The following is a 13,117-nucleotide window of genomic DNA, read 5'->3' on the forward strand; positions in this document are numbered from 1 at the left end:
CCGCAGCCATACCCTATCCCCGTCATGACCAACCCTCAACCCACGCACATCGAACCGTTCAACGAATCGCACACGCTGGACGACCTGCATACCTTCGTGCAGCGTTATCCGCGTCTGTTCGTGCTGACCGGCGCGGGCATCAGCACCGACTCCGGCATTCCCGGCTATCGCGACGACAATGGCGCGTGGAAGCGTTCGCCGCCGATCACGCTGCAGGAATTTCTCGGCACGGCCGCGATGCGCCAGCGCTATTGGGCACGCAGCATGGTCGGCTGGCCGGTGGTGGCCGACGCGCAGCCGAATGCCGCGCATACCGCATTGGCCCGGCTCGAAGCCGCGGGACATGTGCCGACGCTCGTCACGCAGAACGTCGACGGTTTGCATCAACGGGCGGGCAGCCGCGAGGTGATCGAACTGCATGGCGGCATCGACGCCGTGACGTGTCTGGACTGCGGGTTGCAGCATTCGCGCGCGTCGATCCAGCAGACGCTCGAAGCCGACAATCCCGCGTTGCTGAACGTCACCGCCGAAACCGCCGCCGACGGCGACGCGCATCTGGAGTGGCACGATATCGAATCATTCCGCATTCCGGCGTGCACGAACTGCGGCGGTTTGCTGAAGCCCGCGGTGGTGTTCTTCGGCGAAAGCGTGCCGCGCGAGCGTGTCGAAGCGGCTTCGCAGGCGCTCGATGCGGCGGACGCGGTGCTGGTGGTCGGCTCGTCGCTGATGGTTTATTCGGGCTACCGTTTCTGCGTGTGGGCGCAGAAGCAGGGCAAGCCGCTCGTCGCGATCAATCTCGGGCGCACGCGCGCCGATGCGCTGCTGTCGCTGAAAATCGCCGCACCCTGCGCCGATACCCTGACCGCGCTCGCGGGCCGTCTGGCGCTGGACTGAACACGCCACCTACAGCCGTGAACGCGCCGAACGCGTGTGCACGGCCTCATATTGAAACAGGGTGAACATGACTGATTTTCATGCGGCGTTGCGGCAACGTTCGCCGTCCGCCGAACGCAATCGCGAACCGATTCTTGCTGTATTGCGCGAGGTGCTGCCCGCCACCGGCCGCGTGCTGGAAATCGCGAGTGGCACGGGCCAGCACGCTGTCTGCTTCGCCCGCGCGTTGCCTGGGCTTGACTGGCAGCCGAGCGATCTCGATGCGGATGCGCGTGCGTCGATTGCGGCGTGGGTTGCGCACGAAGGGCTGGCGAACGTGCGCGCACCGCTCGCCCTCGACGTGCATCAGGCGGATTGGGGCGTGGATAAGCACGACAAGCCCGATACGCTCGACAAGCTCGACAAGCTCGACAAGCTCGACAAGCTCGACAAGCTCGACAAGCTCGACAAGCTCGACAAGCTCGACAAGCTCGACGCCGTAGTCTGTATCAACATGATTCACATCTCGCCGTGGAGCGCGACGCAAGCGCTATTCGCCGGCGCGAGCCGCCGTCTGGCCGATGGCGGTGTACTGTATCTGTACGGTCCTTATAAACGCGGCGGCGCGCATATCTCGCCGAGCAACGATGCGTTCGATCAGCAGTTGCGCAGCCGCGACCCCGCGTGGGGCGTGCGCGATATGGAGGCCGTGGTAGCGTTGGGCGCATCGGTCGGACTCGTGTGCGACGAGCCGATTGCGATGCCGGCCAACAATTTCAGTCTCGTGTTCAGGAAACGCCAGGACGTGGCGCGGGTCTGACAGACGTTCGACGTGTGGGTGCCTGATCGGCGTCGTAACGTGCGCCATAAAGCGCGTTACGAGGTAAAGGGCGAGTTGTCTCGTGAGGCAGCCACACGTAGCGGAAAAGGTTCGCTCGCTGAGCGTCAATGTGCGCCAACGAGCGGCAAGCCGGCATTTCTTTTATCCTTTCACCCTCGACGTCCCGCCGATGTTCCTTCCGGCGCGGCGTCTCGACATAATTGGACTCTGGAGAATTCACATGGGCAAACAGGCAATCGGCGTGGTGGGGCTAGCGGTCATGGGCCGCAATCTGGCGCTCAACATCGAAAGCCGCGGCCATGCGGTGTCGGTGTACAACCGCAGCCGCGAGAAAACCGACGAACTCATCGCCGAATATCCGGACAAGAAGCTGGTGCCGGCCTTCACGTTGGAAGAGTTCGTGGAGTCGTTGGAAAAACCGCGCCGCATTCTGCTGATGGTCAAGGCAGGCGAGCCGACCGACGCCACGATCGCGCAGCTCAAGCCGCTGCTGGACAAGGGCGACATCCTGATCGACGGCGGCAATACGCATTTCACCGACACCATCCGCCGCAATCAGGAACTCGCAAAAGCCGGCCTGCATTTCATCGGCACGGGGGTGTCGGGCGGCGAAGAGGGCGCATTGAAAGGCCCGTCGATCATGCCTGGCGGCCAGCGCGACGCCTATGACCTTGTCGCCCCGATTCTCACCGAAATCGCCGCCAAGGCGCCGGACGGCGAGCCCTGCGTCGCGTACATGGGACCGGACGGCGCGGGCCACTTCGTGAAGATGGTGCACAACGGCATCGAATACGGCGACATGCAACTCATCGCCGAGAGCTACGCGGTGCTCAAGCAGGTGGTCGGTTTGTCGAACGAGGAACTGGCCAAGGTCTACACCGAATGGAATGAGGGCGAGCTCGATAGCTATCTGATCGAAATCACCTCGAAGATCTTCAAGAAGAAAGACGAAGAAACCGGCAAGGATCTGGTCGACGTGATCCTCGACCGCGCCGCACAGAAGGGCACCGGCAAGTGGACCAGCCAGAATGCGCTCGACCTCGGCGCGCCCCTGCCGCTGATTACGGAAGCCGTGTTCGCGCGCGTGCTGTCGTCGCTGAAAGATCAGCGCGTGGCCGCGAGCAAGGTGCTGGAAGGACCGATGGCGAAGCCGCTCGGTGCCGGGCGTGATGCGTTCATCGAGTCAGTGCGCCGCGCGTTGTACTTCAGCAAGGTGATTTCGTATGCGCAAGGTTTCGCGCAACTGCGGGCGGCGTCGGAAGAGTATAAGTGGGATCTGGATTACGGCGGAATCGCGAAGATTTTCCGCGCCGGCTGTATCATCCGCGCCCGCTTCCTGCAGAAAATCACCGACGCCTATGCGAAAGACAAGGCGATCGCCAATCTGCTGCTCGACCCGTACTTCCGCGACATCGCGAAGAACTATCAGTCGGCGTTGCGCGAAGTGGTGATTGCCGCCATCAATGCGGGCGTGCCGGTGCCGGCGTTCGCGTCGGCCGTGGCCTATTTCGACGCGTATCGCTCGGAACGCCTGCCGGCGAACCTGGTGCAGGCACAGCGCGATTTCTTCGGCGCGCATACGTTCGAACGTATCGACAAGCCGGGCAGCTTCCACGCGAACTGGGGTTAAGTGTTTGAATTGCGGCCCGGCGCGCGTGCAGTAAGGCGCGCCGGGCCGCGCGACCGAATGAAATCGAGCAGGCAATTATTGCTGAAGGCTATCAGACAAATAGCGTGCCGACTCGGCAGCTTGCCTATTATTGTGAAATTCGAAATAGAGTTTCGTCGTTTTAGGGGTTTCCCCTAGGTGTCAACGCTCCTAAACTTGTACTTAAGCGCTACGGGACAACGAGCCCAAAGCACATTAAATACAAGTTCTGGAGGTTTACATCATGAAGACTCTTATCTCTGCAGTTGTCGTCGCTGCCGCTCTGGTCGCTCCTGTTGCTTCGTTTGCTCAATCGAACCAGCCGGTGACGCGCGCTGAAGTACGCGCTCAACTGGTGCAACTCGAAAAGGCGGGTTACAACCCGAGCGGCGATCAAATCAACTACCCGGCTAACCTGCAAGCCGCACAGGCACGCGTCGACGCACAGAACGGCACCGCTCAAGCTGTGAACAGCGGCTACGGCGCACCGATCGCAGGCAGCTCGCAAGCGGGTCGTCCGGTGAGCAGCAATGACCGCAACTCGGTCTACTTCGGCAACTAATTCGCGCCGAAGCAGATGGACACGCCGCCTTGCTGATTGGCGGCGGGCAATAACGAAAACGCCGACCGGATTGCCGGGCGGCGTTTTGTCGTTTACGGCCCAGGCTTCGCCGTTAGATCGGTTTCGAAGCACGCGTCAACGGTTCGGCAAATGCGGAATCCCTTCGTTGCTGGTCAGATTGAGCTGATGAACCTGCCGATGCGCCTTGTTCAGATGCGCCTGCGCGGCCACGCGTTGCGCTTCGAGCTGCGCGCGGCGCGTTTCGCCGTCCGAGCGCAGCTTTAATGCACGGTGCGTTGCCGACGGCCTATTTCGTCGAACAACGCGCGGCTTGGCTCCAGGGCAAGCAACCAGGATTCGTCGTAGCCGCTGAGATTGTCGAGCGCCTCGCGCAGCCGTTCGATCGCTAGAGCCGGAATCTCGACGCTGGCTTCGACACCGCTCGACAATCCCGCGATGCTGGCCAACTGGACCAGCGCGTCGGCGGCTTCGGCGACGTCTGCCGCGAAAACCAGATGCGTGTTCAGCAACTCGACCAAACCGGGCGACGCCGCAACATCGTCGACGTTGAATTGCACGGCCAGAAACGTGGCTTTGTTCATCCCCAACTCCTCGCAGGATTCAGGCGTTTTGCTTACGGTACGCTGCGGCAGCATGACTGAGTATAGGCGAGGGCTGAAAGGATTCAATGATCATACGAATGTGCTCGGGCGGCCTCCTGCCGGCGGTCGTGCCTGCCGCAACACCTATAATGGGCCCAGTCGAAACGCGTGATCCCGCCGGGCCGGGTGGTCCCGTATGCGGCACGGATAACGCGCCGGCAGCGTCTGATTCTCGAGCCGCTATCCGCCCTGAAGATCATTCGCAGCAAGCGCTTCACTGCGGCGCGTCCATGGGGCGCGCTCGATATCGCCAGCATATGCGGGCGGCATAATGGATACACGCCGCAGCGCCTGCACCCAGAGGCACGGCAAATGCTTGGGGGCTGATTGAATCCGATTGAATCAAAGTGTCGAGGAAATTTACATGACAAGACAATGGCAATTCACGGCGACCCGGTTGCTGATCTCGGCGACACTCGGCGTGATGTTCAGCGGCTGTACCACGATGCCGTGGGAAAGCACGCCGTTCTACAGCAGCGCGCCGTCCCGTCCGACTACCCTTGCCACTGTCCCTGTGCCGGCCGGTTACTACCGCGCCAATCCGGGCGACACGCTGGCGGGCATCGCGTCGGCGTACGGCCGTAAGCCGCAGGAGGTTGCGGCGTGGAACGGTCTCGCGTCGAATGCGGCCGTCAATCCAGGCCAGGTGCTGCGGGTGGCTCCGCCGATGGCGTCGGGTAGCGTGGTGACCCCCCCGGTCAATGTTGCCGGCCGGAATGATTCGGCTACGACGCCTGGCGCGCCCGGTGTTGCGCAGCAAGGCGTGCTGCTGTGGCCGTTGCGTGGGCCCATCCTGAAAGCCTTTGCGCCGGGCAAGTCGAACGGCATCGTGATCGGCGGCCATCCGGGCGATCCGGTCAAGGCGGCCGCCACCGGACGGGTGGTGTACGCGGGCACGGGGATCGAAGCCTACGGTCCGCTCATCATCATCAAGCACGACGACTCGCTGATCACCGCCTACGGGCAGAACAGCACGCTGCTGGTCAAGGAAGGCGACGCTGTCGCGCAAGGTCAGACCATCGGCGAAGTCGGCGTGGATAGCCGGGGCGTGGCGTCGATCCAGTTCGAAGTGCGCCAGAACGGCCAGCCGGTCGATCCGCTTGCGTGGCTGCCGAAGTCGGGCGGGTAAGCTGCTTTTAGCGCGGTTTTCAGCGCCGCGTTAATTGAATACACTGTGTGGCTCAACGGCAGGAGCCGCGTCCCTCCATCGGAGCAGATGAAGCGGCACGCGGGCCGCCTGTCGCAGGCTGTCATGCATTGACACAAACAGGGACACACAAGGCTCTCACCATGATCGATTTGCGCAGCGACACCGTAACCCGTCCGACTCCGGCCATGCTCGCGGCGATGTCAGCCGCCGAAGTGGGCGACGACGTCTGGGGCGACGACCCAACCGTGCTGCGCCTGCAAGCAGCGGTCGCGGAGAGCGCCGGCAAGGAAGCAGGCCTGTTCTTCCCGAGCGGCACGCAAAGCAATCTGGCGGCGTTGATGGCGCATTGCGCGCGCGGCGACGAATATATCGTCGGCCAGTTGGCGCACACCTATAAGTACGAAGGCGGCGGCGCAGCGGTGCTCGGCAGCATTCAGCCGCAGCCGCTCGAGAATGCCGCCGACGGTTCGATCCCGCTCGAGAAGATCGCCGCAGCGATCAAGCCGATCGACAACCACTTCGCGCGCACCCGGCTGCTGGCGTTGGAAAATACCATCGGCGGCAAGGTGCTGCCGGCGGCTTATGTCGACGAGGCGGTGCAGTTGGCGCGTCAGCGCGGGTTGTCGGCGCACCTCGACGGCGCGCGGGTCTACAACGCGGCGGTTGCTTCGGGCCAGCCGGTCGCGGCGCTGTGCGAACCGTTCGATTCGATCTCGATCTGTTTTTCGAAGGGCCTGGGCGCGCCGGTCGGCTCGGTATTGGTCGGCAGCCAGACGCTGATCGAGGTGGCGCATCGCTGGCGCAAGGTGCTGGGCGGCGGGATGCGCCAAGCCGGCGTGCTGGCGGCGGCTTGCCTGTACGCGCTGGATCACAACGTCGAGCGTCTTGCCGACGATCACGCGAATGCCGCGCATCTGGCGGCCGGTCTGGAAGCGATCGACCCGGTCAAGGTGCAGTCGATCGCGACCAACATGGTGTTCGCGCAGTTTCCGCAGCAGCATTGCGCGCCGCTCGAAGCGTGGCTCAAGGAGCGCGGCATCCTCACGCAGATGCTCTATGCGTCGCGCTTCGTCACGCATAAGGATGTGTCGCGTGCGGATATCGATACGTTTATCGCCGCGGTGAAGGGGTATTTCGCCGCGCGGTGATCGATCGCTCAGGCGGGATGGCAGGACTGGGATTGAAATGCCAGGTTTGAGCGGCTTGGAGAGAAACGCCTGAATCGACATGGCGGGATCGAAAATACCGCGACTCAGGCAGTTTAGAAAAACGGGCGCACAGCCACTGCAGTGCGCCCGTTTCTTTTATTCCGCCGACGCTTTCGCGTGCACGCCCGCGCGGTGCGACGGCGCGAACAGACGCAGTCCGCTCGCGAGGCTCGCCGCGCCGGCAAAGAAGGCGCCGGCGCTGAGCGCGAGTGTCGGTCCGTGCCGGCCGGCGATGCCAAAGCTCAGCGCGACCAGCGCAGCGCCGGTGGTCTGTCCGAGCAGCCGGGCCGTCGCGACGATGCCGCTGGCGCCGCCGCTGCGCTCGGGTGGCGCGCTCGCCATCAATGCCTTCAGGTTGGGAGACTGAAAGAAGCCGAAGCCCGCGCCGCAAATCGCCATGCGGATGCCGATGTCGAGCACATGCGGATGCACCGGCAGCAATGCCAGCGACGCCATCCCTGCCGACATCACCGCAAGGCCGATCGCACCAAGCAAGCCCGGCGGATAGCGATCGGACAGACTGCCCGCCAGCGGCGCGGCCAACGCGACCACCACGGGCCACGGCGTCATCAGAAAACCTGTCTCGACCTGGCTGCGATGCAGCACATCCTCGAAGTAGAAAGGCAGCGACACGAACGCCAGCGCTTGCGCGGCGAACGAACACACCGCGGTCACCGCCGACAACGCGAACACCGGCCGCTTGAACAGATCGACCGGCAGCATCGGCGCCGGGTGACCGGCTTCACGGCGAATCAGCAATACGCCGAACACCACGGCGACCGCGGCCGCACTCAGCACCCGTTGCGTCGAAGCGCGCTGGGCCGCCTCGCCGAGCGCGAAGATCAGCGCGGCGAAGGTGATCACGTTGAGGAGCGCCGCAACCGGGTCGAAGTTGTGCTTGCCGCGCTCGGTGTGCGGCAGCGCAGGCCACGCGAAGGCCAGCGCCAGCAGGCCGAGCGGCACGTTGACCGCGAACAGCCACGGCCATGCGGCAACGGACAGAATCAGCGACGCCACCGTCGGCCCGACCGCAAACGACACGCCGACGATCAGTGCGTTAGTGCCGAGGCCGCGTCCGAGGCGATGCGGCGGATACAGATAGCGGATCAGCGCCGTGTTGACGCTCATGATCGCGCTCGCGCCGAGACCTTGCAGCACGCGCGCGGCGGCCAGCATTGGCAGCGTCGACGCGAGCGAGCACGCTAGCGACGCCAGCGTGAACAGCGCAATGCCGCCGATATAAATCCTGCGATGCCCGACGATGTCGCCGAGCGCGGCGAGCGGCAGCAGTGTTGCGACCATCGCGAGCTGGTAGGCGTTGATGATCCACACCGACGCCGCGGGCGCGGCGTGCAGATCCCCGGCGATGGCGGGCAGGGCAGTGTTGGCGATCGCGGTATCGAGCGTGGCGAGCGCGACCGCGAGCATGATCGCGGCCATCGCGCGGCGGTTGGCGGCGCTCATTGGGCCGTCCGCTGGAAGGGTTTGGTCGAGCGTGGCGCCACGGGTGGCGCTGGGTTGATCGGGCAAGGCGTGGCTCGTCGGTTATGCATGCCGTGGCGCCGGGCGCGTCGGAGGGATAGCGCGGCGCAAGCGGCAGGATTGCGTGGCGTGAAGCGCGCGGGGCCTGAGTCGAGCAGTCAGGTCGGCTCGCGCGGCGAATGGTGCGATTGTTACAGAGACGTGGAAATCGTGCTGGCCGGTCAGCGGGCGGGGCGCGTTGTCGAGTGCTTGCAATGCAACTAACGGTCAAGCCCGGGCGGCATCTTCGAACCGGCGCGCCTCGGCGTCGTCACGTACCACTTCAGCACCACCGTTCAGCAGACGAGGCGCTCCGATTTGATCACATATAGAGCCGGTCAACGCATTCATCGGCAAGTCACACGTCGGAAAAATAATCGTGCTGCCTCTCCCATGCAGGCGGCTTTCACTGCTCGCCATCGTTTGCCTGTTTTGCGGGCCGATGCACGCGCGCAGTGCCGCGCACCGGCTGCGTCTGCACCGGGTACGTGCGCGAAAGCCGTGAAGCAGCGTGTGTCGGCGGGCATGGCATGTGCATGAACACCCGCTTGCGCTCGCCGATGTTCGCGGGCCGTAAAATGTCGTACTCTGTTTGTTAACCCGCCTGACCGGCACGCGCCTCCCGTCCGTCACCTATGCGGTTCGCGCATGTCGCGTCGTCATTTCCCGGAGGCTTCGATGACAGCCGTCGATCTGGAATTCGACCAGCTCAACAGTACCGTCGACGCGCTACGGCGCTCAATTTCCAATCGCATGATGTATGGCGTCGGCAAGGACGCCGTCACCGCTCACCCGCATGACTGGCTGCATGCCGCGGCGCTCGCCGTGCGCGACCGGCTGGTCGCGCGCTGGATGAAGACCACGCGCCTGCAGTACGAACAGGACGTCAAACGCGTCTACTACCTGTCGATGGAATTCCTGATCGGCCGCACGTTTACGAACGCGTTGCTCGCGCTCGGCATCCACGATCAGATGAAGGAGGCGCTCGCCAGTCTCGGCGTCGATATGGACACGCTGGTCAATATCGAGCCGGACGCGGCCCTCGGCAACGGCGGTCTCGGGCGGCTCGCCGCCTGTTTTCTCGATTCGATGGCGACCCTCGGCATTCCGGGCTTCGGCTACGGTATCCGTTATGAATACGGCATGTTCCGTCAGGAGATCGTCGACGGCGAGCAGGTCGAAGCGCCGGACTATTGGCTGCGCGCAGGCAATCCGTGGGAGTTTCCGCGGCCCGAGATCAAGTACATGGTGCATTTCGGCGGGCGCACGGTACAACGCGGCGAGCATGTCGAGTGGATCGACACCGAGCATGTGAACGCCACCGCCTACGACACGGTGATTCCGGGTTACGCGACCAGTGCGACGAACACGCTGCGCCTGTGGTCCGCGCGCGCAACCGAAGAGCTCGATCTCGGCGCCTTCAACCGCGGCGATTACCGCAACGCGGTCGACACCAAGAACATGTCTGAGAACGTCTCGCGGCTGCTCTATCCGGACGATTCGACGCCGGCGGGCCGCGAGTTGCGGCTGCGTCAGGAGTACTTCTTTGTTTCAGCGACGATGCAGGACCTGATTCGCCGCTATCAGCGCACACACAGCACGTTCGGGCGCTTCTCCGAAAAAGTCGCGGTGCATTTGAACGATACGCACCCGGTGCTGGCGATTCCGGAGCTGATGCGTTTGCTGGTGGACGTTCATCATCAACCGTGGGACAAGGCATGGCAGCACGTCACCAGGATCTTCTCGTACACGAACCACACCTTGATGCCCGAAGCGCTCGAAACGTGGGACGTCGAGATGCTTGCGCGCCTTTTGCCGCGGCATCTGGAGATCATCTTCGAGATCAATGCGGGGTTTCTCAAGCATGTCAGCGAACAATTGGGACATGACGGCGAGATGATCCGCCGCATTTCGCTCGTCGACGAATATGGCCAGCGGCGTGTGCGGATGGCGTATCTGGCGATCGTCGCGAGTCACAAGGTGAATGGCGTATCGAAGCTGCACTCGCAACTGATGACGCGCGATATTTTCGCCGACTTCGCGCGCCTCTATCCGGACCGTTTCACCAACGTCACCAACGGCATCACGCCGCGGCGCTGGCTGGCGCAGGCGAGTCCGTCGCTGTCGTCGCTGATCGATCAGCAGATCGGCACGCATTGGCGCAGCAATCTGTTCGAGCTGGAACAACTGCGCAATCTGCGCAACGATGGTGCGTTCCTTGAGGCCTTTCGTGAAGCGAAGCGGCAGAACAAACTGCGGCTCGTGCAGCGGCTCGCGCATCACACCAAACTGCACTTCGATCCCGATGCGTTGTTCGACCTCCAGGTCAAGCGCATTCACGAATACAAGCGGCAGTTGCTGAACGTGCTGCACGTGATCGTGCGCTATAACCAGATTCGCGCGAATCCGGAGCGCGATTGGGTGCCGCGCGTGGTGATGTTCGCCGGCAAGGCCGCGTCCGCGTATCGCATGGCGAAGACGATCATCAAGCTGATCGGCGACGTCAGCGAGAAGGTCAATCACGATCCGTTGATCGGCGATCGCCTCAAGGTAGTGTTCGTGCCGAACTACGGCGTGAGCGTGGCCGAGTTGATCATTCCGGCGGCCGATCTGTCGGAGCAGATTTCAATGGCCGGCACTGAAGCATCAGGCACGGGCAACATGAAACTCGCCCTGAACGGCGCGTTGACGATCGGCACAATGGACGGCGCCAACATCGAAATCTGCGACGCGGTGGGGCGCGAGAACATCTTTATCTTCGGCCATACCGCTGACGAAGTGGACGACCTGCGCGCCACCGGTTACCGGCCGCGGCATGTGTACGAGGAGAATCCGGAACTGCGCATGGCCCTCGACCAGATTCGCACGGGCTTCTTCTCGCCGGACGATCCGCTGCGCTTCTCGGACATCTTCCACACGTTGGTGGATTGGGGCGATCACTATATGGTGCTCGCCGATTTTGCCGCGTTTGCGAAAGCGCAGGACGAGGTGGATGCGCGTTTCGTCGACAAGCGCGCGTGGGCCGAGAGCGCGATCGAGAATGTCGCGGGCATGGGGCAGTTTTCATCGGACCGCACCATCGGCGAATATGCGCGCAACATCTGGCATGTGAATCCGCTCAGTCTGGAGTGACGCGGGCGTGTTGCGGCGCTTGCTAAAATGCGTGCTCAAATAAGAAAAGGCCGTGCGTAATGAACTGCACCCCAAAAGTTGGACACCCGTCCAACGATTTGGGGTGCAGTTCATTACGCACGGCCTTTTCTATCGACCCATGAACATCACGGAGCGAATCGTTCGCTCTCTTGCGCGGCATGCAGACCTAACTGCCCGCGCGGGAAATCGAACAGCACGTCGATATTCTGCATCGCCATCAAACCGACCACGATCCGGCTAGCGTCCGGCTTCGCCTTGACGATCGTGACTTGCGCCTTCTCGTAACGGTGCACCCACGAACCCGTGCCGATGGCCGTCGCATAGTTGCCCTGGTCGAGCACATTGCCGACATCGCCGTCACCGGTCCAGTTGGGCGCTTTGTCCATTTCGATGCGGATCATGCCGGTGCTGCCGGTGGCGAACACCAGCGGCGCGCAGAAGGTCATCTTGTCGCCCACATTCACGCAGCCTCGCGGCCATTGCGCCGTGCCGTCTTTCGACACCGTCATCGGCACCATCGTGTAGTCCTTTGTAATCGCGTTCGAGGGGCTCAACACCATGTACGGCTTCGCGAAATTCGAGTGCACCAGATAACGTTGGCCGATGTTGCCGGGCAACGCACGCAATGGTTGGGTGCAGCAGCTATCGTCCGGCTGCGCGGCGCCGACGCCGACGATGCCGGAAAACGCCCAGCCGAATTCACCGGTGTAGCCGTCCATCCCGACGCACTTCCGCGCATTCGGCAGGCAGCGCACGACGTCCACCGCTTGTGTGGCGATCGGCGTTGGCGTCGTGCCGGCGAGGCTGAACGGCACCTTGACGGCCGCCCCGAGAATTTCTACGCCGTTCGCGAATGACAACGACGTCACGCCGCCGGCACTCGCATAGCTCGAACCCGGCAGCACCGACTTCAACACTCGCGTGCCTTGCGTGCCCGTGTCGAGCGCCATGTATACCGGCTTGCCGTCGAGCTGGACCGGCAGGCCGAGGCGTGCGTGATCTTCGTCGGCACGCTCCACGTGCAGCGGAATCAGCAGGCCATCGTTGCCGCCGTTGATCAGCGCGGCGTTGGCGGCTGGCGGCGTGGGGGTGGGGAAGGTGACGGAGCAGCCGGTCAACGCGGCGAGCGCACCGGCTGCGATCAGCGCCGCTGCGGCAGAACGACGAAATTGAAGGCGAAATTGAAGGCGGAAATGAGGACGGAAATGAAAACCGACATGCCGGCGCGCGGCATCGAGATACGACAGGGACATAGGATCACGCTTTGCAAAAAGGCGGGTCCCTGGCGAAGGCGATGCATCGTGAGCTGCCGGTTGGGCAACTCGAACAGCACTGGCGGCAATCTCACTGGATTGCTGCGGCGTGGGCGGGGGAAACCGGGACGCTTGCGGGGGCCTGCGGGAGGGAACACGCGATAACAGGAGCGGCGACTCTACACGGCCTCCCGCGGACAATTGCAAAGATGTGTAAAGATTTGAGGGGCAGCTAGCAAGTTGCCC

The 13,117-nt window shown here is 63.2% G+C and carries 11 protein-coding genes; 8 read left to right on the plus strand and 3 right to left on the minus strand.

Going from position 1 to position 13,117, the window contains the following annotated elements; all coding sequences use genetic code 11:
* The first annotated feature begins 24 nt into the window (after window positions 1-24).
* From P3T22_RS06445 to P3T22_RS06465, 5 genes are all read left to right on the plus strand, one after another.
* Window positions 25-894, plus strand: coding sequence for an NAD-dependent protein deacetylase (locus P3T22_RS06445; protein WP_429324546.1), 870 nt, complete (start codon window positions 25-27; stop codon window positions 892-894).
* A 67-nt stretch (window positions 895-961) separates the two neighbouring features.
* A complete protein-coding gene (locus tag P3T22_RS06450) occupies window positions 962-1,693 on the plus strand; it encodes a DUF938 domain-containing protein (RefSeq protein WP_429324547.1) in 732 nt (243 codons plus the stop codon).
* A gap of 241 nt (window positions 1,694-1,934) precedes the next feature.
* The gene (gndA, locus tag P3T22_RS06455) at window positions 1,935-3,344 is read left to right on the plus strand and encodes an NADP-dependent phosphogluconate dehydrogenase (protein WP_429324548.1); all 1,410 of its coding nucleotides are present in this window, start codon (window positions 1,935-1,937) and stop codon (window positions 3,342-3,344) included.
* Window positions 3,345-3,606: 262 nt separating this feature from the next.
* Complete coding sequence (locus P3T22_RS06460; protein WP_063499900.1) at window positions 3,607-3,924, plus strand: DUF4148 domain-containing protein; 318 nt, start codon at window positions 3,607-3,609, stop codon at window positions 3,922-3,924.
* 36 nt (window positions 3,925-3,960) lie between these two features.
* Window positions 3,961-4,209, plus strand: a complete 249-nt coding sequence (locus P3T22_RS06465) for a hypothetical protein (protein WP_429324549.1) — start codon at window positions 3,961-3,963, stop codon at window positions 4,207-4,209.
* On the opposite strand, the gene P3T22_RS06470 is transcribed toward P3T22_RS06465, so the two are convergent.
* Window positions 4,206-4,526 carry a hypothetical protein gene (locus P3T22_RS06470; RefSeq protein ID WP_063499899.1) on the minus strand — a complete coding sequence of 107 codons (321 nt, stop codon included), beginning with the start codon at window positions 4,524-4,526 and terminating at the stop codon, window positions 4,206-4,208. The two genes, P3T22_RS06465 and P3T22_RS06470, sit on opposite strands and share 4 nt — an antisense overlap.
* 424 nt (window positions 4,527-4,950) lie before the next feature.
* Between P3T22_RS06470 and P3T22_RS06475 the strand changes: the two genes are divergently transcribed.
* A complete protein-coding gene (locus P3T22_RS06475; RefSeq protein ID WP_429324550.1) occupies window positions 4,951-5,715 on the plus strand; it encodes a peptidoglycan DD-metalloendopeptidase family protein in 765 nt (254 codons plus the stop codon).
* A 161-nt stretch (window positions 5,716-5,876) separates the two neighbouring features.
* Window positions 5,877-6,884, plus strand: coding sequence for a low-specificity L-threonine aldolase (gene ltaE / locus P3T22_RS06480; RefSeq protein ID WP_429324551.1), 1,008 nt, complete (start codon window positions 5,877-5,879; stop codon window positions 6,882-6,884).
* Window positions 6,885-7,040: 156 nt separating this feature from the next.
* Here the strand turns inward: ltaE and P3T22_RS06485 are convergent, their stop codons facing one another.
* Window positions 7,041-8,408 (minus strand): MFS transporter, encoded by a 1,368-nt coding sequence (locus P3T22_RS06485; protein ID WP_063499896.1) that lies wholly within the window; start codon window positions 8,406-8,408, stop codon window positions 7,041-7,043.
* A gap of 735 nt (window positions 8,409-9,143) precedes the next feature.
* Between P3T22_RS06485 and P3T22_RS06490 the strand changes: the two genes are divergently transcribed.
* Window positions 9,144-11,597, plus strand: coding sequence for a glycogen/starch/alpha-glucan phosphorylase (locus P3T22_RS06490; RefSeq protein WP_429324552.1), 2,454 nt, complete (start codon window positions 9,144-9,146; stop codon window positions 11,595-11,597).
* A gap of 146 nt (window positions 11,598-11,743) precedes the next feature.
* On the opposite strand, the gene P3T22_RS06495 is transcribed toward P3T22_RS06490, so the two are convergent.
* A complete protein-coding gene (locus P3T22_RS06495) occupies window positions 11,744-12,871 on the minus strand; it encodes a hypothetical protein (RefSeq protein WP_429324553.1) in 1,128 nt (375 codons plus the stop codon).
* Window positions 12,872-13,117: the final 246 nt, after the last annotated feature.

This window comes from Paraburkholderia sp. GAS348 (genome assembly GCF_050434205.1).
GTDB lineage: Bacteria > Pseudomonadota > Gammaproteobacteria > Burkholderiales > Burkholderiaceae > Paraburkholderia.